Origin of the sequence: Amycolatopsis sp. 2-15 (assembly GCF_030285625.1) — a bacterium.
In the GTDB taxonomy this organism is placed as follows: Bacteria; Actinomycetota; Actinomycetes; order Mycobacteriales; family Pseudonocardiaceae; genus Amycolatopsis; species Amycolatopsis carbonis.
Window position 1 is genome coordinate 7,570,889 of sequence record NZ_CP127294.1, and the last position, 24,844, is coordinate 7,595,732.

15 protein-coding genes and 3 pseudogenes are annotated in these 24,844 nt (G+C 69.3%); 11 read left to right on the forward strand and 7 right to left on the reverse strand.

Features of this window, described 5'->3' with window-relative positions:
- Positions 1-58: 58 nt before the first annotated feature.
- Positions 59-7,027 (reverse strand): annotated as a pseudogene (locus QRX50_RS50530) (type I polyketide synthase).
- A 907-nt stretch (positions 7,028-7,934) separates the two neighbouring features.
- Between QRX50_RS50530 and QRX50_RS37435 the strand changes: the two are divergent.
- Complete coding sequence (locus QRX50_RS37435) at positions 7,935-9,389, forward strand: acyl-CoA carboxylase subunit beta (protein ID WP_285967792.1); 1,455 nt, start codon at positions 7,935-7,937, stop codon at positions 9,387-9,389.
- Positions 9,390-9,573: 184 nt separating this feature from the next.
- Here QRX50_RS37435 and QRX50_RS37440 read toward each other — a convergent pair whose 3' ends face one another.
- From QRX50_RS37440 to QRX50_RS37450, 3 genes are all read right to left on the reverse strand, one after another.
- On the reverse strand, positions 9,574-10,296 hold the full coding sequence (locus tag QRX50_RS37440; protein ID WP_285967793.1) for an SDR family NAD(P)-dependent oxidoreductase: 723 nt from the start codon (positions 10,294-10,296) through the stop codon (positions 9,574-9,576).
- 371 nt (positions 10,297-10,667) lie between these two features.
- On the reverse strand, positions 10,668-11,531 hold the full coding sequence (locus tag QRX50_RS37445) for a sugar phosphate isomerase/epimerase family protein (protein ID WP_285967794.1): 864 nt from the start codon (positions 11,529-11,531) through the stop codon (positions 10,668-10,670).
- Positions 11,532-11,547: 16 nt separating this feature from the next.
- Entirely contained in the window at positions 11,548-12,264 is a 717-nt protein-coding gene (locus tag QRX50_RS37450) for a GntR family transcriptional regulator (RefSeq protein WP_285967795.1), read from the reverse strand.
- A gap of 384 nt (positions 12,265-12,648) precedes the next feature.
- On the opposite strand from QRX50_RS37450, the pseudogene QRX50_RS37455 reads away from it, so the two are divergent.
- The 8 genes and pseudogenes from QRX50_RS37455 (at position 12,649) to QRX50_RS37490 (ending at position 21,436) form a co-directional block, all read left to right on the forward strand.
- Positions 12,649-13,496 (forward strand): annotated as a pseudogene (locus tag QRX50_RS37455) (sugar ABC transporter substrate-binding protein).
- Positions 13,486-14,976, forward strand: coding sequence for a sugar ABC transporter ATP-binding protein (locus tag QRX50_RS37460; RefSeq protein WP_285967796.1), 1,491 nt, complete (start codon positions 13,486-13,488; stop codon positions 14,974-14,976). The pseudogene QRX50_RS37455 and the gene QRX50_RS37460 overlap by 11 nt, the downstream one beginning before the upstream one ends.
- A 36-nt stretch (positions 14,977-15,012) precedes the next feature.
- The gene (locus tag QRX50_RS37465) at positions 15,013-16,029 is read left to right on the forward strand and encodes an ABC transporter permease (RefSeq protein WP_285967797.1); all 1,017 of its coding nucleotides are present in this window, start codon (positions 15,013-15,015) and stop codon (positions 16,027-16,029) included.
- A gap of 30 nt (positions 16,030-16,059) precedes the next feature.
- Positions 16,060-17,229 carry a M24 family metallopeptidase gene (locus QRX50_RS37470; protein WP_285967798.1) on the forward strand — a complete coding sequence of 390 codons (1,170 nt, stop codon included), beginning with the start codon at positions 16,060-16,062 and terminating at the stop codon, positions 17,227-17,229.
- A 52-nt stretch (positions 17,230-17,281) separates the two neighbouring features.
- On the forward strand, positions 17,282-18,352 hold the full coding sequence (locus tag QRX50_RS37475) for a zinc-dependent alcohol dehydrogenase (protein ID WP_285967799.1): 1,071 nt from the start codon (positions 17,282-17,284) through the stop codon (positions 18,350-18,352).
- Between the two features lie 20 nt (positions 18,353-18,372).
- The gene (locus QRX50_RS37480; protein WP_285967800.1) at positions 18,373-19,182 is read left to right on the forward strand and encodes an SDR family NAD(P)-dependent oxidoreductase; all 810 of its coding nucleotides are present in this window, start codon (positions 18,373-18,375) and stop codon (positions 19,180-19,182) included.
- On the forward strand, positions 19,179-19,955 hold the full coding sequence (locus QRX50_RS37485; RefSeq protein WP_285967801.1) for an HpcH/HpaI aldolase family protein: 777 nt from the start codon (positions 19,179-19,181) through the stop codon (positions 19,953-19,955). The genes QRX50_RS37480 and QRX50_RS37485 overlap by 4 nt, the downstream gene beginning before the upstream one ends.
- A 5-nt stretch (positions 19,956-19,960) precedes the next feature.
- The gene (locus QRX50_RS37490; protein WP_285974664.1) at positions 19,961-21,436 is read left to right on the forward strand and encodes a CoA-acylating methylmalonate-semialdehyde dehydrogenase; all 1,476 of its coding nucleotides are present in this window, start codon (positions 19,961-19,963) and stop codon (positions 21,434-21,436) included.
- A gap of 401 nt (positions 21,437-21,837) precedes the next feature.
- On the opposite strand, the gene QRX50_RS37495 is transcribed toward QRX50_RS37490, so the two are convergent.
- Genes QRX50_RS37495 through QRX50_RS37505 form a run of 3 tightly spaced genes read right to left on the reverse strand, consistent with a single transcriptional unit; the run spans position 21,838 to position 23,478 of the window.
- Complete coding sequence (locus tag QRX50_RS37495) at positions 21,838-21,990, reverse strand: hypothetical protein (RefSeq protein WP_285967802.1); 153 nt, start codon at positions 21,988-21,990, stop codon at positions 21,838-21,840.
- A gap of 48 nt (positions 21,991-22,038) precedes the next feature.
- The gene (locus QRX50_RS37500) at positions 22,039-23,175 is read right to left on the reverse strand and encodes an FAD-dependent oxidoreductase (protein WP_285967803.1); all 1,137 of its coding nucleotides are present in this window, start codon (positions 23,173-23,175) and stop codon (positions 22,039-22,041) included.
- A 3-nt stretch (positions 23,176-23,178) separates the two neighbouring features.
- The gene (locus QRX50_RS37505; RefSeq protein WP_285967804.1) at positions 23,179-23,478 is read right to left on the reverse strand and encodes a nuclear transport factor 2 family protein; all 300 of its coding nucleotides are present in this window, start codon (positions 23,476-23,478) and stop codon (positions 23,179-23,181) included.
- 83 nt (positions 23,479-23,561) lie between these two features.
- Between QRX50_RS37505 and QRX50_RS37510 the strand changes: the two are divergent.
- Together QRX50_RS37510 and QRX50_RS37515 are read left to right on the forward strand one after the other, a co-directional pair.
- Positions 23,562-24,176: pseudogene (locus QRX50_RS37510) on the forward strand (sensor histidine kinase); the annotation flags it as partial.
- A gap of 371 nt (positions 24,177-24,547) precedes the next feature.
- Positions 24,548-24,844: a trypco2 family protein gene (locus QRX50_RS37515; protein WP_285967805.1), complete on the forward strand. Its 297-nt coding sequence runs from the start codon at positions 24,548-24,550 to the stop codon at positions 24,842-24,844.

Below are 24,844 nucleotides of genomic sequence, written 5' to 3' on the forward strand. Positions count from 1 at the left end.
CGCCACGCATCCTCGGCACCCGAGGGGACTGCCAGCAGCTCGTCGCCGGACGGCACGGTCAGCCTGGGGACCAGGGTCCGGTGGTCACGGATGGCGGCCTGGGGCTCGGCGGTAACGAGCTGATCTCGGGTCAGGGGCTGGTGGTCGTGGTCGAGGAGCGTGAACCGGTCGGGATGTTCGGTCTGCGCGGACCTGACCAAGCCCCACACCGCGGCGGCGGCGAGATCCGCGACCGGCTGGGCCTCGGTCGTGCTCACCGCGTTGCGGGTCAGGAACACCAGCCGCGCCTCGCTCAGCTCCGGCCGGGCGAGCCACGCCTGCAGCAAGCCGAGTACCGCGGCGGTCATCGCCTGGACTTCTTCGGCGACTTCCCCGCCCGAGCCGCCGACCGGTACCACCACGTTTCGCGCACCGGCGCCGACGAGCTCGTCCAAGCTGCTCGCCACACCCAGCTCGTTCGAGAGATCGCCGATCTCCCCGTGGTAGCCGTCCAGCACCCACCAGGCCCCGGCGGTACCGGCGCTCACCTCCGGCCCGGGTGTCCACTCGAGACGAAGCAACGCCTCCGGCGCGCCCGATGCCGCGGCCCGCGTGAGCAGCTCCGGCACAAGCGGCCGCAGCACCAGCGATTCGACGGTGACCACCGGAGAGCCACCGGGATCGACGGCTTCGATGCGGACGGCGTCCGGGCCGGTCGCGGTCAGCCGGACCCGGAGCGTGGTCGCACCGGTGGCGTGCAAAGCGACACCGCTGAAAGAGAACGGCAGGCGACCGTGTTCGGCCGGAGCGAGCGGCGCGAACACATTGGCCTGCAATGCTGCGTCCAGCAGCGCCGGGTGCAGACCGAACCGGTTCACCAACTCGCGCGCCGTCGGCGGCACCACGACCTCGGCGAACACCTCGCTCCCGCGTGTCCACACCGCCTGAAGGCCCCGGAACACCGGCCCGTAGTCGAAAGCCGACCGGCCGGCGTGGCCGTAGAAGCCTGCCAACGACACCGGAACAGCGTCTCGCGGTGGCCACGCCGGGTCCGTCCAGCCGGCGTCAGCGCCTGCCGTGGGCGTGACCGTGCCGACGGCGTGCCGGGTCCACGGCTGGTCCGGCGAGGCGACCCGGGAGTACACCGTGACCGGCCGGACGCCGTCGCCCTCGGGCCCGCCCACCAGCACCTGCAGATCGACGCCGTCCTGCTCGGGCAGCACAAGCGGCTCGTGCAGGGTGAGGTCGTCGATCCGACCGCACCCGACCGCGTCCCCCGCCCGGATGACCACCTCGACGAACGCGGTCCCCGGAAGGATCACCACACCGTTCGTCGCGTGCTCGGCCAGCCAGGGTTGCGTGGCCGGCGAGAGCCGGCCGCTGAAGACGTAGCCGTCCGACTCGGGCAACGGAGTCCCCGCACCCAGCAACGGATGCTCCACCACATCCAGCCCCGCCGCGCCCACGCCGGCCGCGGACACCACCACGCCGGGCCAGAACCGCTCACGCTGGAACGCATACGTCGGCAACCCGACCCGACGCCCCTCGACATTCAGCCCCGCGAACACCGCGGCCCAGTCGACGTCGGCCCCCACCGCGTGCAGCTGCGCGACGGCGGCGACGGCGCCCGTGACCTCGTCCTGGTCCTTCCGGACCGCGGGAATCACCGTCGTGTGCTCGGGGTCCAGCTCGGCGCCGATCATCGACGACAGCGTGCTCGCCGGCCCGGCCTCCACGAAGACGGCGGCGCCCTTACTGGCCGCTGTGGCCACTCCGTCGGCGAAGCGGACCGGTTCCCGGACGTGCCGGACCCAATAGTCCACAGTGGCCACTTCGGCTCCGGCCACGTCGCCGGTCACGTGGGACACCAACGGGACGGCCGGCTCGTGGAACGTCATCCCGCCGATAGCCGCGCGGAACCCGTCCAGCATCGGATCCATCAGAGCCGAATGGAACGCGTGACTCACCCGCAACCACGTGGTCTTGTGTCCCCGCTCCCCCAGCACCCGGCCGAGGTCCGCGATCGCGTCCTGATCCCCGGACACCACCACCGCGTGACCGGCGTTGACGGCCGCGATACCCACGGTGTCGCCGTAGTTCCCGAGCAGCGGCACGATGTCGCTCTCCGATGCGCTGACCGCGAGCATGGCTCCGCCACTCGGCAACGCCTGCATCAGATTGGCCCGCGCCGCGACCAGCGTGCACGCGTCCTCAAGCGAAAACACACCAGCCGCATGAGCCGCACCGATCTCACCGATCGAATGCCCCATCAAAAAATCAGGACGAACACCCCACGACTGCAGCAGGCGGAACCACGCCGTCTGCCAAGCAAACAACGCAGGCTGCGTGTAACCCGTCCGATCCAGCAACTCCGCCTCGGCGAACATCACCTCACGCAACGCGTGTTCGCCCGCCAACAACGGATCCAGCAACGCACAAACGTCACTCAGCGCCGCGGCGAAAACCGGGAACCGGGCCGAAAGCTCACGACCCATCCCCACCCGCTGAGCGCCCTGCCCGGAAAAGACGAGCGCGATCCGACCCGCGCTTCCGCTGACGAGGCCCGACTGGTCGCCGGCAGCCAGAGCGGCCAACGACGACACCAGCTCGGCCCGATCGGCGGGCACGAAAACCGCCCGATGGTCGAAAGCCGACCGCGCGGTGGCCAAGGACCAGGCCAGATCCGCCCACGACATTTCCGGAGCGTCCGCGACGAACGCGCCCAACCGGGCCGCCTGCTCGCGCAGCGCCGGCTCGGACTGACCGGACACCACGATCGGCACCGGGCCGACCGCGTCAGGCCGCACCACGGCGTCGGGCTCGGCGGGCGCCTGTTCGAGGATGACGTGAGCGTTGGTGCCGCTGATGCCGAACGCCGACACCCCCGCCCGGCGCGGCCGACCGGTCTCCGGCCAGGGAACCGCCTCGGTCAGTACCCGCACCGCACCGGAGTCCCAATCCACGTGGGTGGTGGGCCGGTCGGCGTGCAGGCTGCGCGGAAGACCACCGTGCCGCATCGCCTCGACCATCTTGATCACGCCCGCGACCCCGGCCGCGGCCTGCGTGTGCCCGATGTTGGACTTCACCGAGCCCAGCCACACCGGGTTCCCCTCGTCACGGCCCTGCCCCAGCGTCGCCAGCAGCGCCTGGGCCTCGATGGGGTCGCCGAGCCGGGTTCCCGTGCCGTGCGCCTCCACGGCGTCCACCTCGGCGGGAGACAGGCCGGCTCGAGCCAGGGCGTCACTGATCACGCGTTGCTGTGCCGCGCCGTTGGGTGCGGTGAGCCCGTTGGAAGCGCCGTCCTGGTTGATCGCGGTCCCGCGGACGACCGCCAGCACCTGATGCCCCTGCGCCCGCGCCGTCGACAGCCGCTCGACGACGAGGACCCCGGCCCCCTCGCTCCAGCCGGTGCCGTCGGCCGTGTCGGCGAACGGCTTGCACCGGCCGTCGGGGGCCAGACCGCCCTGCCGGGAGAACTCCTCGAAGATGTCCGGCGCCGACATCACCGTCACTCCGCCGACCAGTGCCAGGTCGGACTCACCGGAGCGCAGCGACTGCGCGGCCAGGTGCAGGGCGACCAGCGACGACGAACAGGCCGTGTCCACCGTGACGGCCGGGCCTTCCAGCCCGAGCAAGTACGCGATCCGGCCCGACATCACGCTCGACGACGTGCCGGTCAGCAGGTATCCGCTGAGCTCGTCGTCGGTCCGGGCCCGCTCCTGGAGATACCCCTGCGGATACGCGCCGACGAAGACCCCGGCGCGCGCCCCCTCAGCGACGCGGGCGTGATGTTCGCCCGTTCCAGTGCCTCCCAGCTCGTTTCGAGCAGCAGCCGCTGCTGGGGGTCCATGGCCAGCGCTTCCCGGGGCGAGATCCCGAAGAAGGCCGCATCGAACTCGGGAGCGTCGTAGAGGAACCCGCCCAGCTGAGTCGCGGAACCACCCTCGCGCAACGCGGCCAGGTCCCAGCCGCGGTCGGTCGGGAACCCGGAGATGACATCCCGGCCGGCGGCGACCACGTCCCAAAGGCCTTCGGGCGACGTGACCCCACCCGGGAACCGGCACCCCATCCCGACGATGACGATCGGGTCGTCGTCCCCGGCCGCGACGGGCCGGACGGGCACGACTTCCGAGCTCCGGAAGCCGAGGTCGATCTCGATACGCTCACTGAGCTGCGCCGCCGTCGGATGGCTGAAGATCTCGGTGGTGTTCAGCCGCGATCCGAGAGCTTTGTTCACCCGATCCCTGAGCTCGACCATCATGATCGAGTCGAACCCGAGATCCTTGAAGGTGCGGCGGTCGTCGACCTGTCGCCAGTTCCGCTGCCCCAGCACGGCGGCGGTCTCGCGAGCCACCACGTCACGCACGGCCATCGACGGTTCCCGCGGCGGCTCATCGGGGCTGCTCGCCCCCGCCGCCGTGACGACGGGCGCGGGTACCGGGCTGGTCGACGCAGCCAGCCAGTAGCGCTCGCGCTGGAACGCGTAGGTCGGCAGCGCGACCCGCCGGCCCCGCACGCCGATTCCGGCGAACACCTCCGGCCAGCCGAGCTCGATCCCCCCGACCCACAGGCTCGCCAGTGACGTCAGGAACCGGTGCGGCGAATCCTGGTCACGGCGCAAGGTCCCGGTCACGACGGCCGGCACCGCGGCCGCGTCGACCGTTTCCGCGATCGGCACCGTGGTCACCGGATGCGGGCTCACCTCGACGAACGCCCGGTGTCCCTCGGCCAGCAAGGTGGCGATGGCCGGCTCGAAGAGGACGGTCTGGCGCAGGTTCCGGTACCAGTACCCGGCATCCAGGTCCGTGCCGCGGATCCACTCGGCGTCCACGGTCGAGAAGAACGGCACCTCCGCGAGCCGGGGCTCGATCGGCGCCAGGGCCTCGAGCACCTCGTCGCGGACCTGGTCGACCTGCGGAGAGTGCGAGGCGTAGTCGACCTCGATCCGACGCACCCGGATGTCTCGCCCGGCCAGCTCCGTCCGCAAACGCTCCAGCGCCGCCGGTTCGCCCGCGACCACCACGGAGCCGACGGCGTTGACCGCGGCCAGCGACACCTGCCCGCCGTACTGGTCGAGCCACTCCCGAACCTCGTGCCGGGACAGGCCCACCGACAGCATGCCGCCGCGCCCGGCCAGGGCTCGCAGCGCCCGGGCCCGCAGGGCCACCACTCTGGCACCGTCCGAAAGGGATAGTGCTCCCGCCACGCACGCCGCGGCGATCTCTCCTTGGCTGTGGCCGACGACCGCGTCGGGCCGGACGCCGCAGGAGCGCCACAGGCGGGCCAGGGAGATCATGATCGCCCACAACGCGGGCTGGACCACGTCGACCCGGTCCAGTTCGGCGCCGTCGGCGCCGGTCAGCACCTCGGTCAACGACCAGGACACCCAGGGCGCCAATGCCTCCTGGCACTCGAGCATCGACTCCCGGAACACGGACGAGGTTTCCAGCAGACCCCGGCCCATGCCCAGCCATTGTGAGCCCTGCCCGGGAAACACGAACACCACTCCATCGGACGGTGCCGCCACGCCGGTCACCACTGCCGGATCCGGCTCACCGGCCGCCAACGCCCGCAGCCCCGACAGTGCCTCGGCCCGGTCACCGGCCACGACCACGGCCCGATGGTCGAAGGCCGACCGCGTGGTCGCCGAGGACCAGGCGAGATCCGCCAGCGCCGGTTGCGGATCCCGGCTCAGCGCGTCCGCAAGCCGGGCCGCCTGCTCGCGCACCGCCGCCTGAGACCGGCCCGACACCACCAGCGGTAGCACCGCGTCGGAAGGCGGAGCCTCGGTGTGGTCGGTCGACGGTGAACCCGCGCTCGGCGACGACAGAACGACGTGGCAGTTCGTCCCGCCCACGCCGAACGACGACACACCCGCCAGCAGCGCCCCGTCGGCCTCCGGCCACGCGTCGGTGGACTGCACAACCCGAAGGTTCCAGTCGTCGAACAGGATTTCCGGGTTGGGCTGTTCGAAGTTCAGGCTCGCGGGCAGGCGCCGATTCCGCACCGCCAGCGCCGTCTTCAGCAGCCCGACGATGCCGGCAGCGCTTTCCAGGTGCCCCACGTTGGTCTTCGCCGAACCCACCCACAGCGGGGTGGTCCGGCCCTCGCCCAGAGCCGCGCCGAGCGCGCGGGCCTCGACCGGGTCGCCGACCATCGTGGCGGTCCCGTGCAGCTCCACGTACCGCACGCGCCGCGGATCCACGCCGGCCCGCCGGTACGCCGCGCGGAGCAACGCCTCCTGGGCCTCGGAGCTCGGCCGCGTGAACGACTCACCCGGGCCTTCGTTGTTCACCGCGCTGCCCAGCACGACGGCGTACACGTCGTCGCCGTCTTCCAGGGCAAGGGAAAGCGGCTTGAGCACGACGAAACCGCCGCCCTCGCCGCGCACGTAGCCGTTCGCGCGGGCGTCGAAGGTGAAACATCGGCCGTCCGGGGACAGGCCACCGAACCGCGCGGCGGTGACAGCGTTATCACCCGCCAGGTTCAGCTGGATGCCGCCCGCCAGGGCGAGTTCCGACTCGCCGGACCGGATGCTCTCGGCCGCGAGGTGCACCGCGACCAGCGACGACGACTGCCCGGTGTCCACGGCCAGGCTCGGCCCGGTGAACCCGAACGCGTAGGACATCCGGTTCGGGATCATCCCGTTGTGCAGGCCGGTCAGGCTGTGGTGCCCGATCGCCGCCGGGCCCTGGCGCAGGCTGAGCAGCTCGTAGTCCGACGCCATCGCACCGGCGAAGATCCCGACCCGGCGCTCGCGCAGGTGCGCCGGCACGATCCCGGCGTCCTCGAGCGCTTCCCAGCCCAGTTCGAGAGCCATCCGCTGCTGCGGGTCCATGACCGCGGCTTCGCGTGGCGAGATCCCGAAGAACTCCGCGTCGAACCGGTCCACCTCGTCGACGAAGCCGCCGTACCGCAGGAGCTCGGTATCGGGCTCGGCCAGATCCGTCCAGCGACCGGCCGGCACCGGCGTGATGCCGCTGCCGCCGGAGCGGAGCAACTGCCAGAACTCACGCAGGTTCGACGCCTTCGGCAGCCGGCACGACATGCCGACGATGGCGATCGGGTCGTCCTCGATGTCGGACCCCGACGAATTCACCACGAGCTCTCCTGATCAGAGTTCAGTTGTCGACCTCGATGACCGGCACCTTCCGAGCAGCGGAAGGCATCGGCGAAATTCCAGGGAACATCGAGGAAATGCCGGGGATTTCAGCCGGCCGCGCCGGTCTACGACGTCGACTCCGGCAGGGCGAGCGAAAACCGGCGGATGCCCTCAAACAGGAATGACCGCCTGCACCGAGGTTCCTCGCGGTGCGAGGCCCTCCGCGTGGTTGCGGAGGACTGGGTTTTCGTTCTCCGTCAAGAAAAAGACGGACCGATCGTGCCAACTTCCCTGGTGTTGCCGGGAAAATCCTGTTCCGGGTTTCCTGAGATCAATGTGCCCCCTCCCCTACGGGACGGACCATCTGGTCCGAACCTCCGGTGCTCGCGGACTTTTCCCCTGCGCACCTGCGATCCCCGCACCGTCCGGATCGACTTCAAGCTGTACCAAAGACCACAGCGCCAACACCCCGGTAGTGATCCACATCATGATTCACCCGAAATGACTGAGCGTCATCGAACCTTTCGGCGACAGAGCACGAACGACGCCGTCACCCGTGCCTTCCCCCACCGCGCGCCGCGCCGAGGCTCACCGACCGTGAACGAAGCTACGCCGAACGGGTGCCGCCGGAGCATTTTTCCCACCCTGACAAGGACTTCCGCGGCTTCCCGGTCGTACCCGCGCTTTGCCCGTTCAACTCTCGTCCCTGGCCTAAGTCTTGAGGCGTCGGTAACTTGAAGATCGTCAGGCGTCGAGCCGAGGAGTCGATCCGATCGATTTCCGTGCTGCACCAGGCGATTCCGGCGTCGGCCCGCATGGTCCGCCTGGGTCACGGCGAGGGTGAAGGGCCACCATGGTTGCCGAAAGTTTCAGTGTGGTGAACAAGAGCTGGACGTCGGACGCGATCTCCACGATGGTCGATCTACGGGAAACCGCGCGGGCGCGCGCGGAAATCGCCGCGGCCAGCCAGCACGCCCGCGACAAGCTCACCGCGCGGGAACGCCTCGATCTGCTCCTGGACCCCGGGTCTTTCCTCGAGGTGGGCAGCTTCGTCCGGACCCGGTCCACCAGTCTCGGGCAGGGCCGCGACCGCCCGCTCGGCGACGCGGTCGTCGTCGGGCAAGGCACGGTGCACGGCCGTGAGGTGTGTGTCTTTTCCCAGGACTTCACTGTGTTCGGGGGAAGTCTCGGCGAGGTGGTCGGCGAGAAGATCGCCAAGGTCATGGACATGGCGATGCAGGCCGGCGTGCCGATGATCGGCATCAACGACAGCGCGGGCGGCCGGATCCAGGAGGGTGTGGTCGCGCAGAGTCTCTACGGTGGCATTTTCCGCCGCAACGTCCGCATGTCCGGCATGGTGCCGCAGATATCGCTGATCCTGGGGCCGTGCGCGGGCGGCGCGGTCTACTCGCCCGCGATCACCGACTTCGTGGTCATGGTCGAGCACACGGCGCAGATGTTCCTCACCGGGCCGTCGGTCCTGCGCGAAGCCCTGGGCGAGCAGGTGTCGGCCGAGGAACTGGGCGGCGCGCTGGTACACCACACCCGTTCGGGTTCCGCCCACCACATCGCTGCTACCGAGGAAGGCGCCATCGCCTACGTCCGGGACCTGCTCACCTATCTGTCCACTGAGGATGCTCGGACCAGAGTGCCACCTGAGCAGCGGCGTGATCACGCCCTCGACGACGTCATCCCCGGCGCCGAGCAGGCCTACGACGTCCGCCGGATCCTCGACCGCGTGCTCGACGGCGGAGAGCTGCTGCCCGTCCACGAGGGCTTCGCCCCCAACATCGTCACCTGCTTCGGCCGCCTCGGCGGCCGCAACGTAGGCGTCGTTGCCAACCAGCCGGCCGAGGCCGACGGACAGCTCGACGAGAACGCCAGTATCAAGGCCGCGCGGTTCATCCGCACCTGCGACGCCTACGGCATCCCTGTGCTGACCTTCGTCGACACCCCGGGCTTCACCGCCACGCCGAGCCAAGAACAACAGGGAGCGATCCGGCGGTTCGCGACGCTGCTGTACGCCTACGCTGAAGCGACTGTCCCCACTCTCACCGTGATCATCCGCCGCGCGGAGGGCATCGGATACGTCGCGATGAGCTCCCGGCACCTCGGCGCCGACCTCTGCCTGGCCTGGCCCACGGCCGTCGTCGACGGAAAACCGCCCTACGAAGCAGCCGAGCGCGGGTTGATCGACGAGGTCATCGACCCCGCGACCACCCGCGAACGGCTGCTGCGCGCCCTCCGCCTGCTCGACACAAAGAAGGCCGACGCCCCGATCCGCAAGCACGACAACCTGCCGCTCTAGCGCCTTCCGTCGCCAGGGCGCAGTACGTGCGCCGCCGCCGCAGTTCGGAAGACCTCGGCGCCCTGGAGCTGCATGAATAATTCACCCACCTCGCGAATGTCCAGTACGAACAGGTCCAACGGCTGTTCACCTGATCGTCAGCTCGCGGCAGCCTGCGCCCAGGGCAGCGAACGGCGGATCGCCTCTACCAGACGACTTCGCCTCCGCTCTCGGCGAGGATCGTCGGGCGGGGGCCGTCCGCGGTGGCCAGGTAGACGGCGGCCGCCGCGGTTTCATGCGGTGTGGCGAAGCGACCGACCGGGATGCTGCGCTGTCGCAGCGCAGCGAATTCCTCGGCGGTCGCGGTGCCTTGGGCTCTGGCGAACTGATCGTGTATGGCGGTCAGCAGCGGACTCTCGGTGCAGCCGGCGCAGAGGGCGTGGTACGTGACGTCCTGGTCACTCGCTTGGCCGGCAATGTGCCGGATCCAGCCGACCACCGCGAACTTCGACGCGCTGTAGGCGGCGTTGTCGGGTTCCCCGACCAGGCCCGCTTGCGAGGCGACGGCGACGAACCGGCCACGGCGGCGTCGCAGGGCGGGAAGGGTGGCCTCGAGCAAGGCGAGCAAGGATTCGAAGTTGATCCGCATGACGCGTTCGGTGAAGGCCCGGGTGAGGTCGGCCAGCGGGGCGGATCCGGGGATGCCGTGGGCGGCGATCACACCGGCCAAACCACCGGCCGAGGCTTCGCGGATGATGTCTTGCCCCTCGGCGGCAAGGAGATCGCCACCGATCCACTGCACGATCCCGTCGCAGGACGGGGTGCGGATGCTGCGTCCGTGTGCGATGACGGTTTCGGATCGGGCCCGCAGCTCGGCGACGATCGCCGAGCCGATGGCGCCCGTCGCACCGGTCACGAGGTAGGTCATCAGGGCCTCCGCAGGTCGATCGTCGCGCCGGTGACATAGCCGGAACCGGAGCCGGCGAGGAAGTCCAAAGTCGGCTGCAGATCCTTTTCGGACTCCGCATCGCACACCACGGTGTTGATGCGGATCCGCGCGCCCAGCTCCCGCGCGAGCGACTGCGCGACGCCGCGGACGGCTTCGGCGAGAGCCGCTTGGCCGGCGTCGTTCCCAGGGGTGCGTGGTGACCAGGGCGACCCTGAGCGGCCCGGCTTGATCGTCGTGAGCGGCCAGCAGCTCCCGCAGAGTGCTGAATGTCTCGACGATCTCCCCCGTCACCGTCGCGGCTTCGGTCGAGACGGAGACGACGTGCAGGGACTGTGCCGGCGAGTGGACCTTCATCGAGCGGACGCCAGGAGGTCGGCCGCGGCCGCCGCGGCCTGCTTGGTCGCGGTGCGCACGTCGAGCGTGCGGTGGTCACGCGACATCATCTCCACACCCCACGGTCCCGTGAAGCCTAGGCGCCGCAACGACTTCACGAAGGAAACGACATCGAAGGCCCCCTCGCCGCAGTACAGCCGGTTGTCGAAGGTGTCCTCGAACAGGGTTCCGGTCACCTCCCGGTACCCGTCGTTGATCTCGACGGCGAAAACGTACTCCGGTGGCAGGATGCGCTCCAGGTCCTGATAGGACATCGAGCTGCGGTAGACGTGCCAGATGTCGACGAGTAGCCCGCCCGCCGGATGCGCCACGTCCCGGAGCAGCCGCGCCGCGGGCTCGATCGTCGTCATCATCGAGAACGCGGCGGGCTCCAGGGCGATCCGCGTGCCCACCGCCTCGGCTTCTCGCGCCAGCGCGGCGAACTCCGCGCGCAGCACGTCCGGCTCGACGGTGTCACCGGTCTGCCCGGCGCCGGCCTTGATGTGCGAGGCACCCAGGGCTTCGGCGGCGTGCAGGAGATCGGCGCGCACCACGTCCGATCGTGAGCGCCGCTCCCCCGAGCACCACCAGTCGTCGATGTACTCAACCTCGACGGTCGTGATGCCGTGGTGCTCGAACTCCCTCGCGAGCGAGGGAAACCCGATGCCGTCGCGCACCGCGACCAGGTCGGTGTGCGTGATCCCGAACCCGCTGAACCCCGCTTCGGCGGCCGCCGCGACCCGGTCTCGGATGTCGAACGGACTCAGGTCGCCGTTGCGCAGCGGCATCACATCACCCGCGGAGGTCCAGCACGTGCTCAGCAAGGAATCGGGGTTCGGCATGGCGGAGAGTCTCTTCTCAGTCGGTGGTCGCGGCTTCCCGGGCGGCGTCGAGCTTGTCGATCAGGCGGTCCATGACATTGCGGATGTGGGTGTCGACGGCTTCGCCCATCGCCCGGGTGTCGCCCGCTTCCATGGCCTCGAGCATCGCCCGGTGCTCCTTGTACGCCAGCTCCGTGTGCTCGTGGAACTGCCCGGCCCAGTTGATGATGCGCTGGATGTGCCCGCGCAAGCGGTGAATGTGGTTGACGAGCAGAGGGTTGCCGCAGTTGAGCACGAACAGGTCGTGGAAGTCGAAGTCGGCGACGTTGAACGGTTCGAGGTCGCCCCGATCGATCGAGTCCCCGATCAGGTCCATGCGTTCACGCATGGCGGCCAGCGCGTCGGACGGGATCCGGGTGGCAGTCTCGGCCGCGGCCACCTCGAGTGCCCGGCGCACGGTGTAGACCTGCCGGACCAGTTCCACCGACAGCGCCGGAACCGTGAAACCGCGTGGCCCGGAGACGTCCAGCAAGCCCTCGTCCTGCAAACGGCGGATCGCCTCCCGCAAAGGGGAACGGCTGATCGAGAACCTCCGGGCGAGATCGTTTTCACTGAGTACGGAACCGGGTTCGAGTTCGCCGGACACGACCCAGCGTTTCAACGTGGCGTAAGTCTGATCCGCCAGTGACGGCGCCCGCTTCGGCGCGTTCTCGTCGATCCGCATCGTTTCCCACTGCACAGTCGGCTCGCTCACGTGCACCCCTCCCGTTCACCCCAGGTCGCACCCGGCTCTCACCACGATTCTCACGGGCGGACTTCGACAGCTCCTGCCGGGTGTGTTGACACCTTCCGGGAGCCACTCTAGCGTAATCGGTCGACAGGCGACAGGCGCCCGTCGCCACGGCTCGCCAGACACTCTCAGTGTTCGGTCGACAGGCGACCGGAGTGGCGCGGAGTCCTGATCGATCTCGGCAAAGGAGCCCAGATGAGAAACCTTCGTTCGCTGGCAGCGACTGTGATGAGCGCTCTGGCCGTGTCGGCCGGTCTGGTCGCGTGTGGCGGTGCTTCCGGCAGCAACGCGTCTGGCGTCACGATCGGTTATTCGACCTACACGCTGTCCAACCCCTTCTTCGCGGGGATGCAGAAGGGCCTGGACGCAGGGACCAAGAAATACGGCTACAAGCTGGTCACCACCAACTCGAACGGCGACGCCGCGCAGCAGGTCACCGACATTCAGAACCTGATCAGCCGGGGTGTGAACTACATTCTCCTGTCCCCGCCGACGGCAAGGCGATCGCACCGGCCGTGTCCGCGGCCGACGCGGCGCACGTACCGATCATCTCGATCGCCGACAGCGTGGTCCCGCCGATCACCGCGACGATCACCATCAACGACGTCAAGGCCGGCAGCGACGCGGTCGACCGGATCGCCGCGGAGCTGAAGGCCCGCAAGGGTTCTGCGACCGGGACGGTCATCGACATCCAGGGCATCCTGGGCACGCCGTCGGCGACGCGGCGCGAACAAGGATTCCGCCAGCAGCTGGCCCACTACCCCGGTCTGCGGGTGGCGGCGGCACAGGACGGCGGCTACGACACCGCCAAGTCGAACGCGCTGATGGTGGACATCCTCCAGGCGAATCCCCAGATCGACGCGGTGTTCGCGGCCAACGACGCCGAAGCTGTCGGCGTGTCGGCGGCGATCAAGGCACAGGGCCGGTTCAAGCCGGTCGGCGACCCCGGGCACATCATCGTGATCGGCGTCGACGGTTCCAAGCCGGCCATCGCGGACGTGCGCGCCGGCGTCCAGGACGCCAGCATCAGCCAGAACCCGATCAAGATGATGCAGAAGGCCGTGGACACCGTCGCCGATCTCGAGGCACACAAGTCCGTCCAGAAGCAGATCGACTGGCCCTCGGCGACCATCACCAAGGAAAGCATCGACTCGACCGAGGTCAAGAGCTACGGGATCTGGTCCGATGAGGTCTGATGAGCCCGTCCCGGTGGTGGAGTTCCTCGGGGTGTCGAAGTCCTACCCGGGCATCCGCGCTCTGCACGAGGTGTCCTTGACGCTCGCGCCGGGCACCGTCACCGCGCTCGCCGGGGAGAACGGAGCGGGCAAGTCCACCTTCATCAAGCTCCTGTCCGGCGCGGAAGCGGCGGACTCGGGGCGGATCCTGCTCCGCGGCCACGATGTGCCCACCACGCCCGGAGCGGTGATCGACGCGGGTGTCAGCGTGATCTACCAGGAACTGACCGACGTCCCGGACATGAGCCTGCTCGACAACCTCGTGCTCGGCCGCCAGCCCGCCCGGCTGGGCGTGGTTCGGCGCGGCGCGGCCAAACGGGCCGCCCGGGCCGCGCTCGACCGCGTCGGGCTGGCCGACCTGCCACTGGACCGGCCTGTGCGGCAGCTTTCGCTGGCCCAGCGGCAGCTCACCGAGATCGCGCGGTGCCTCGCTCGTGACGCGAGTGTGCTGGTGTTCGACGAACCGACCTCGGCACTGTCCGAAAGCGACGCCCAGGGTCTGCTGGCCACGATCACGTCGTTGCGCGAGCAGGGTATGGCCATCCTGTACGTCAGCCACCACCTCGACGAGCTGTTCGAGATCGCCGACACGATCGCGGTGCTGCGGGACGGTGAGCTCGTCGGCGTCGGCCCGGTCGGCGAGTGGGACGAAGCGAAGCTCGTGCGGGCCATGCTCGCCAAGGACATGGCCCACGCCTACCCCTGGCGGGATCGGCCGGTGGGCGCCGACCGGCTCCAGGTCCGCGAGCTCGACGCACCCGGCGTCAAACGGGCGACGCTGCAGGTCAAATCCGGCGAAATCGTGGGTCTGGTCGGCCTCGCGGGCGCCGGGCGTACCGAGCTCCTCAAAGCGCTGGCGGGCCTGTCCGTGCGCTCGCGCGGGAACGTCGAGGTAGACGGCCATCCCCTTCCCGCGCGAGCGCACGACGTGGTGCGCCACGGCGTGGTGTATGCGCCCGAGGATCGCAAGGCGGAAGGCCTGGTGCTCGACGCGTCGGTGGTGGACAACCTGTCCTACGGGGTGTACCGCTCGTTCGCCCGGGCCGGCTGGCTGCGCCGTGGCCGGCAGGAACGCCTCGCCCGAGAGGCCATCGCCGGATTCGGTGTCAAGACTCGCGATGCCCGTCAACCGGCTGGCAAGCTCTCCGGCGGCAACCAGCAGAAGATCGTCCTCGCGCGAGCCGCCGCGCACACGCCCAAGGTCCTGCTCCTCGACGACCCCACCCGGGGCGTGGACGTGGGTGCGAAAGCGGGCATCCACGAGCACGTGCTGACGCTGGCCGAGTCCGGCGCCGCGGTACTGCTGACCAGTTCCGACACCGATGAGGTACTCGCGATGGCTGACCGCGTGTACGTGCTGCGCGCCGGGCGGGTGGTCGGCGAACTGCGCCGAGCCGAGTTCGACCGGGAACGTGTGCTCCAGCTGGCCGCCGCCGGCTGACTCCCCTGACTCGCCTGTGAGAAACGGAAGGCCACCATGGTGATCACGACCTCCACGGAGAAGACGGCAGAAACCCGCAGGCCCGATCCACCTCCGCCGTCCGTGCTGCGGCGCCTTGCCGGGCATCCCCGAACCCCGATCATCGTCGCGCTGGTGCTGGCCTGTGTGGCGATGGCGTTCCTGTCCGACAGCTTCCTGTCGAGTCGCAATTTCACCAACATTCTCACCCAGTCCACAGTGGTGGGTATCGCCGCCGTCGGCGCGACGCTCGTGATCATCACCGGCGGCATCGACCTGTCGGTCGGTTCCAACGTCGCGCTGTCCGGCATGATCGCCTCGCAGCTGGTCAACGGCGGGCTGGCCGGGTTCCTCGGTGTCGTGGCCTGCCTGGTGATCGCCGCCGCGATCGGTGCGTTCAACGGGATTTCCGTGGCGTGGCTGCGCTTGGCGCCGTTCATCGTGACCCTCGCCGTGCTCGGGATGGGCCGGGGCCTGACTTTGCAGCTGAGTCAAGGCCAGAGCGTGTACGGACTGCCGAGCGGGCTCACCTGGCTCGGCGGCGCCACGATCGGCGCTGTCCCCGTCCCGGTGTTCCTCCTCGCCGCGATGTTCCTCGTCGGGCACCTCGTGCTGTCCCGCACCACGCTCGGGCACCAGATCTACGCGGTCGGTGGCAACCGGCAGGCCGCGCGGCTGAGCGGAATCCCCGACAAGAGGGTGCTGTTCCACGCCTACCTGATCGCCGGCGCGTGCGCCGGGCTGGCCGCGCTGGTTCTGGTGGGCCGGCTCGGCGCCGCCACCCCCACCGCGGGCACCGGCTTGGAGCTGCAGGTGATCGCCGCCGTCGTGATCGGCGGCACCAGCCTCTTCGGCGGCAAGGGCAGCATGGTGGGCACGCTCATCGGCGTCCTGCTCATCGGTGTCATCAACAACGGGCTGACCCTGCTCAACGTGAGCCCGTTCTGGGTCCAGTTCATCCAAGGCGCGCTGATCCTCGTGGCCGTGCTGCTGGACGCGTTCAACCAGCGAAGGCTCTCGGTGACCGATGCCTGATCCCCATCACATCCACGACAGGAGGCCTTCGTGAATCCCCCTTTTGATCACCGGCACCTCGACGATCTCATGGAAAGCGCCGGGCTCGACGCACTGATCGTGACCTCGAAGCACAACGTCCAGTATTTGCTGGGCGGGCACCGGTTCTTCTTCTTCGACTACATGGACGCCATCGGGGTCAGCCGGTACCTGCCGACGCTGGTGTACGTCCGCGGCGAGCTCGACGCGACCCGCTACATCGGCAACGCGATGGAATCGTGGCAGCTGGACAACGATCCGGTGTGGGTGTCCGATGTGGACACCAGCACGTGGCGCGCGCAGGACGCGATCGAACTCGCCCTCGCACACCTGCTCCGAGTGCTGCCGGGACAAGCCGTGGTCGGCATCGAAGGATCCTTCCTGCCCGTCGAGGCGTACCAGCGGCTGGCGGTCGAACCGTCGATGACGCTGCGGGACGGCCAGTTCGTGCTGGAACGCCTTCGCGCGGTGAAACGAGTGGACGAGCTGAAGCTGCTCGAAGAAGCGTCGGACGCCATCGTCGACTCGATGCGGGCGACCTTCGGCGGGCACGGCGCAGGCTCGACGAAACGCGAGATCGTGCAAACCCTGCGCCAGGAACAGACCCGCCTCGGCATGACCTTCGAGTACTGCCTCGTGAGCATGGGCGCCAGCCACAACCGCGCGCCGTCGAACGCCAGCTGGGCGCCCGGCGAGGTGCTGTGCCTGGACTCCGGCGGCAACCTGGGCGGCTACATCGGCGACCTCGCGCGCATGGCGGTGCTCGGCGAACCCGACGCCGAGCTGGAGGATCTGCTGGCCGAAGTCGAAACTGTGCAGCTGGCCGCGCGGGAGCCCATCGCGGATGGCGTGGTCGGCCAGGCGATCTTCGACCGGGCAGGCGAGGTGCTGGCCACGAGCCCCCACCGTGCCGTGACCACCTTCGTCGCCCACGGCATGGGACTGATCAGCCACGAGGCACCTCGGCTCACCTCGACCGGACCGGTTCCCTATCCCAACTACGACGGCCCCCGCGCACTGGCGGCCGGCATGGTCCTCTCGATCGAAACGACGATGCTGCACCCCCGGCGCGGGTTCATCAAACTCGAGGACACCGTGACCGTGACCACCGAGGGGCACCGCGCGTTCGGCGACCACGCGCGCGGCTGGAACGTCGTGGACCTCGCAGCCACCCGTGTCTGAGGCCTTACCCAAGCAGCCCGCCACTCCCGCCCGACCAGCAGAGGAGCAACCGATGACCGACAGCCTGCCCGACACGATGCCCGCCGTGATCTTCCGGGGCGAGGGCGTGCTGGCCCTGGAGCAGCACGCGGTACCCGTGATCACCGAACCCGACGACATCATCATCAAGGTCGGCGCGGTCGGCATCTGCGGTTCGGACCTGCACGCCCTGCACACGCCCCCGACCCACCCGGGCCTGCCGGGCGTGATCTTCGGGCACGAATTCTGCGGCGAGATCGTCGCCGCCGGCCCACAGGCGCGCGGACTGTCGGTGGGCGATCGTGTGGCGGTCGACCAGAACCCGCCGTGCGGCCGCTGCGGCCCCTGCCGTGACGGACACGGCAACTTCTGCGAGCCGTTGTTCGACAATCCGCACCTCGACATCCCGTGGCCGAACACGCCAGGGTTCTTCTGGGACGGCGGAATGGCCACCTACGTCAAGGTGCCTTCGTACTACGCCTACCGCGTGACCGCTGACGTGCCCTACGAGCACCTGGTGCTCGCCGAGCCGCTCGGTTGTGTCCTCAACGGGATCAACAAGGCCGGAGTCGTGGTCGGCGACCGCGCGGTCGTCCTCGGCGGCGGACCGATGGGCCTGCTCGCCGTCATCGCGCTCAAGCACTTCGGCGTGGAACAGGTCATCCTGGTCGAACCGGCTGTCAAACGCGCCGAAGTCGCCAAACAGGCCGGTGCGGACCTGGTGCTCGACCCGGCCAGTGTCGACGTACGCGAGGAAGTACTGGCCGCCACCGGCGGCCGCGGCGCGACGCTGGTGTTCGAGGCCGTCGGCTCGCAGCTGGACACCGCCGTCGACGTCGCGGCGGACCAGGCACGGATCGTGGTCATCGGCATCAACAACAGTTACCGCGCGAACCTGTCCGCGATGACCGTGACGATCAAGGAGCTGCGCATTCTCGGCGCGTTCCTGATGCGCTACACCATGCGCGAATCGCTCGACCTCATCCAGAGCGGCAAGCTCCCGCTCGAACGCGTGGTGAGCCACGTGCTCCCGCTGTCGGACATCCACAAAGGAATCTCGCTGGCGCAGGCCGGCGAAGGCCTGAAGATCGTCTTCAAGCCGTGACGGGAAATGAGGAGCCGGCCATGGCGCACCAACGGACTGTCGTGGTCACCGGAGCGGCTTCGGGGATCGGCGCCGGCATCGCACGGTCCGTGCACGAGGCCGGCTACGACCTCGTACTGGTCGACCTCGACGAAGCCGGGCTGGCGCGCGTAGCGACGGAACTGGGCGAGGCCACCACGCTGACCGCAGACCTGACCGACCCCGCCTCGGCCACGCGCCTCACCGAGGCCGCCCGAGCAGCACACGGCACCTGGGGTCTGGTCAACTGCGCGGGGATCTCGCTGATCAAGCACTTCCTCCACAACAGCGAACAGGAGTGGACGCGCATCCTCCGGGTGAACCTGGAGGGCACCATGCGGGCCACCCACGCCGTCGGCACGGTCCTCACCGAGAACGGCGGCGGCGCCGTGGTGAACATCGCCTCGATCTCCGGCGTTGTCCCGGCCGCTTGCCAGGCGGCCTACGCGGCGTCGAAGGCCGGGCTGATCGGGTTCGGCACCGGGCTGGCGTTCGACTTCGGCCCCCTCGACATCACCGTCAACACCATCGCTCCCGGCATCGTGCGGACCCCGATCTGGGACCGGATCCTGCACGAGGACGCCGACCGGACCGGACTGCCGGCGGAACAGATCTTCGCCGAACACGTCCGGCCCATTCCGCTGGGCCGGGCACAGACCGCGGCCGAGATCGGTGCGCTCACGGTGTTCCTGCTCGGACCGGGCGCGCGGAGCATCTCCGGCGAGACCATCAAGGTCACCGGCGGAATGACCACCGTGACCTTCGACTTCGCGAAGGCGGCGGACGCGGTCCGTGCGGGGGTGACGCGATGACCGCCCATTTCGCGGTGCAATTCAAGGAAAAGCTTGCCGCCGACGGGCCACTGCTGGGCACGTTCGCGGGGCTCGGCAGCCCGGTCGCGGTGGAGATAGCGGCCGCGGCCGGCGCCGACTGGGTACTGCTGGATCTGGAACACGGCGGGGGTTCCGAGGAGCTGGTCGGGCCGTCGGTGACCTCGGCGGCAGCCTACGGGGTCCCGCTGATCGTCCGGACGGAAAGTGGTGACCGGCCGCGGGCCGGGCGGGCGCTGGACGGCGGGGCGAGCGGCATCATGATCCCCCGGATCGATGGAATCCGGGACGCTCAGCACGCCCTGCGGATCCTCCGATACCCGCCGGACGGCGACCGCGGGGTGGCGACCTACAACCGCCAAGCCCGGTTCGGGCTGCGGCCCGAAGTGCTCGCCTCGCGCAACGACGAGGTCGTCAGCGTCATCCAGGTCGAGACCGTCGGCGCGCTTCGCGACATCGACGAGATCACCGCGACCGACGGCGTCGACGTGCTGTTCATCGGCCCGGTGGACCTCTCCTACGCGCTGGGCGTGCCGTTGGGGTTCACATCACCGGCGTTCCGGCAAGCCCTCGACACTGTGGCCGCCGCCGCGAAACGGCACGGAAAGACAGCGGGGATCATGGCGCCCTCAGCCGCCGCGGCGGCGGACTACCTGGACCGCGGGTTCCGGTTCCTGTCCATCGCATCCGACGCTTCCCTGCTCGCCAGAACCATGCACGACGCCTTCGCGTCGGTCAGAAAGGACCACCCGTGAGCCCCGTGCAGCTGAACCACTGGATCGCCGGTGCGGCCGTGCCCGGCACCTCCGGCGCCCACGCGGACGTCACCGATCCCGCCACCGGCGCGGTCACCGCTCACGTGCCGCTGGCCTCGGCGGCGGAAACCGGCGCCGCGATCGACGCCGCGGCCGCCGCGTTCCCCGCCTGGCGTGACACCTCGCTGGCCCGCCGTACCCGGATCCTGTTCGCATTCCGCGAGCTGCTGAACGCCCGCTCGCACGAGCTCGCGGACATCATCACGGCCGAACACGGCAAGGTGCTCTCCGACGCCGCAGGTGAGGTCGCCCGGGGCCTGGAGGTCGTCGAATTCGCCTGCGGCATGCCACATCTGCTCAACGGCGAAGCGACGCACAACGCGTCGACCAACGTGGACGTCGCCTCGATCCGGCAGCCGCTCGGACCGGTGGCGATCATCTCGCCCTTCAACTTCCCGGCGATGGTCCCGATGTGGTTCTTCCCCATCGCGATCGCCGCGGGCAACACGGTCGTCCTGAAGCCATCGGAGAAGGTGCCCGGCGCCGCGTTGTGGCTGGCCCGGCTGTGGCGCGAGGCGGGCCTTCCCGACGGAGTGTTCAACGTGGTCAACGGCGACAAGACCGCGGTCGACACAGTGCTCGCGCACCCCGGCATCAAGGCGGTGTCCTTCGTCGGCTCCACGCCGATCGCCCGCTATGTGTACGAAACCGGTACCGCGCACGGCAAACGGGTCCAAGCACTCGGCGGCGCGAAGAACCACATGGTCGTTCTGCCGGACGCCGACCTCGACCTGGCCGCCGATCAAGCTGTCAACGCCGGGTTCGGCTCGGCCGGGGAGCGCTGCATGGCGATCTCCGTCGTCGTCACCGTCGGGGACATCGCCGACGAACTGGTGGACAAGATCGCCACCCGGGCCGCGAAACTCCGCACCGGCGACGGCCGCCTCGGCTGCGACATGGGGCCACTGGTCACGAAAGCCGCGCAGGAACGGGTCACCGGCTACATCGCCGCCGGCGAACAGGCCGGCGCCGCACTCGTCGTCGACGGCCGCGGCCTCGCCGGCGACGGCTTCTTCGTCGGACCGACGCTGTTCGACCACGTGGCCACCGACATGTCGATCTACACCGACGAGATCTTCGGGCCGGTCCTGTCGATCGTGCGCGTCGACACCTACGACCAGGCGATCGAGCTGGTCAACGCCAGCCCCTACGGCAACGGCGTCGCCCTCTTCACCAACGACGGCGGCGCGGCCCGCCGGTTCCACACCGAGATCGAGGTCGGCATGGTCGGCATCAACGTCCCGGTCCCGGTCCCGATGGCGTACTACTCCTTCGGCGGCTGGAAGAACTCCCTCTTCGGCGACACGCACGCCCACGGCACCGAAGGCGTCCACTTCTACACCCGTGGCAAGGTCGTCACCACCCGCTGGGCGGACCCCACTCACCGCGGCATCAACCTCGGCTTCCCGCAGACCGGCTAGGTGAGCTCAGTGCCGCGGTTCGTGCACACCGGAAGCCTGTTTGAGCCCGGCGAAACCCACGGCACCACCGACAGCACGTGACCGGTGACTCGAGCTCACACCGCGAATCGCTCCACGGCGGCACCTCGCGACGCGTGCTTGAGATACGGAGCGCCTCGCAGTCCGCGTCGTTCACCGGCCAGTACCTCGGCAAAGCCCCCGCGGAATCGTCGAGGAGCGCATCGAACCGCAAGCCCTCCCCCGCTCGCCCTGACCCCGAAGACAAGTGCCCGCCGGAATGAATTCCGGCTGAGCGTTTCGTCCAGTGAAACGGTTCGCTTCGGCTCCGCCGGGCGCGCCGAGCCCGGGCGTATCGCGCTCGGTCAGCTTGAGGTTGTGGTGGTAGGGGTCTTCGTAGCAGCTCAGGTACGCCGAGCCCCGGGGGCGTGCGGTCTCGCGCATGCCCAGCAGCTGGGTGAAGAACCACAGCCTGCCTCGATGTCCGGGGTGTAGAGCTCGGCGTGCGCCATGTGCGCCAGCTCGAAGCGAGCGCCGGCGATGTCCGATGTGGTCATGGTGGTGCGTTCCTTTGCTCAGGCTTGGAGCAGCAGCTCGCGGTGGTCTTACTCGTGGATCCAGCTGAAGTCGTCGACGAGGTCGAGCAGCCGGCGATCGCGCGTGGCCGCGGCGTCGCCGTCGGGCAGGTGCAGCAGCGCTGAGGTGACCCAGGAGCTGCGCTGGACCTGGCACGTCCGCGAGCGTCGCAAGCGCTCGTAGCCGGCGAGTGCCGTGTGGACGTCCTCGAACCGGTTCTGGCAATCGGCGAGGACCGCGGCGTCTTCGATCGTCTGGTTCGCTCCTTGGCCGTGGTGGGGCATCATGGCGTGGGCGGCGTCGCCGAGCAGCACCGCGCCGTCGTTGCTCCACCGGGCGAGCGGGGGCAGGGCGAACAGACCCCATTGCGGCCCTTGGGGAACAGCGTCGATCATCGTCCTGACCGCGGGGTGCCAGCCTCGGAACGCGGCGGCCAGCAGGCCGTCCTCGGTGTTCGCCACTCCGCCCGGCGCGGTCCATCGTTTCGGCCCTTCGAGCACGGCGAGAAAGTTGATGAACTCGCCGGTCGCGTAGTGCAGCAGATGGGCGCCCTGTCCCAACCAGAACTGGACGGCATCCGGGTCTGGCAGATCGGGCACGTCGTCGCGGGTGACCAGGCCCCGGAAGCCGCTGGTTCCCGAGTACACGGGGACCACGTCGGTGATCGACACGCGCACGCGCGAGCGGATGCCGTCGGCGCCGACGACCAGGCCGGCCGTGGTGCTCGACCCGTCGGCGAAGGTGAGTTCGGTCGAGTCGCCCTGCCGGCACAGGCCGGTCAGTTCCTTGCCGAGATGCAGATCGGCGGTGCCCCACGCCTGCGCGAGAGCCCGCTGCAGGTGTGCCCGGTGAACGCCCCAGAACGGGGCGCCGAACCGGTCCTCGTACCACGCACCGACGGGGTGGGCGGCCAAGCGGTCACCATGGGACCAATGGCGGTAGACGAGTTCCGTCGGGACGGCCGAGGTCTCTTCGAGCGCCGATCCGATCCCGAGATCACGCAGGACGCGAATGCCGTTGGCGGCGAGCGCGACCGCGGCGCCGACCTCGGCGAGTTCCGGTGCCTGCTCGTAGATCCGCGAGCGGATTCCGTGCCGGCGCAGCGCGAGCCCCAGAGTCAGTCCCCCGATTCCGGCGCCGATAATCGCGATGTCAGATCGGGTCATCGCTCACCCGACCTGTGTCGGTGTCGGATCGATGAAGATGCGCAGGCCGCCGATGATCCCGTCTCGGTGCTCGATGATCGTCACCACCGGCAACGTGACCTCGCGGCCGTCGGGCCGGACGTAGGTGACGTTGGCCTCGAGCAGCAGGACCGCACCGGACGACCACAGATTGCGGAACTCGTGGCGCATCCTGCTGTAGGTGGTGAACAACCACTCGAGACCGCCGCGGATCGCGTCGCGGCCGGCCATCGGGTCGTTGGACCCGTAGGTCATGGTCGCCTCATCGGCGAATCCCTCGAGCACCGGCGCCACTTCGCACGCGTCGACGTGGGCGTAGAAGTCAGTCAGCCGGCCGGGGCCTGCACGAGTTTCTCCGCCGTGTTCCGCAACGGACGCTGATCGAGGTGGCGCTGGCCGACCCCGACGCGGGTCCGCAGCTGCGCAAGCTCGGCGAACACTTGCTGCTGACCAACGAGCGCAGCGAGCGCATGATCGAAGGCCTGCTGGTGCTGGCGCGCAGTGACCGCGGACTGGCCACGCACTCGCCGGTGCGGGTGGACGAGGTGGTGGGTACCGTGCTCGCCTCGACCGCCGCGCAGGCCGAGGCCGCCGGGGTGACGGTCGAGTCGAATCTGCGGGCGCGCACCGTCGCCGGCGACCAGGTGCTGCTCGAACGGCTGGTGACGAACCTGGTGGTCAACGCGATCACGTACAACACCCGCGGCGGCTGGGTCCACGTCGAAACCGGCGGCGACCCCGCGCTGACCGTCGGCAACTCGGGCCCGGTGGTCCCTGAGGAGGCCGCGGCCACGGTGTTCGAACCGTTCCGCCGGCTCGCCGGAGATCGCATCGGCGACTCCCGCAACGCCGGCCTGGGCTTGTCGATCGTGCGCTCGATCGCCCGCGCCCACGGGGGCGATGCCTTGGCGAGCCCGGCCCCCACGGGTGGCCTGATCGTCGAAATCCGACTGCCCGCCGCCGACTGCCCCACCCGCTGGTGACCGAAAGCAGGCCTGGCCTCTTGCCCGAGCTCGCACACGATCGGCACCGGCAGCTTGCGCAGCCGTGTGCAATCAAATCAGCGCCGCCGACAACTCACCGACACACCCCGCACCACGGCCCGGCTATCCAAAAAGGACAAACGGCCGGGCTGGCTGTTTCCTGACCTCACACCTCGCGGCATGACGCACCGGGCTCTGATCGAAGTATCGCCGCCGTGCGACTCGTGATCTCCCGGGATCTTCGGGTGACTGTCCGTAGCAGTCGAGACCGGGGATGATGAGCCATGCGGGGGGTTGGTCTGCTATAACCACCCTGCACGAACGCCGGCGTTACACTGTTGGGGCGCAGGCGATCCGAGGGGGAGGACGGCTTGGACGAGATCGGGTTGGCGGAGGCGATCGACCACCTGCGCTTCCAGTTGGGGGTGGCCCAGGATGCCGGGCTGAATCACCAACTTCGGTTCGAGGTGCTGGAAGTCGAGGTCGAGCTCCTCGTCGAAGCGCGCCGGGAGAAGACCGGAAAAGTCGATTTCAAGGTCGTCGGCGGCGATGCGAAGGGCACGAGCGCGAACAGCCACAAGGTGAAGCTCAAGCTCAACGTCAAAGACGCAGCGCTCGGCGGCGAACGCGCGGTAGTCGCCAGCAGCAAGCATCTCGACATGGAGTAG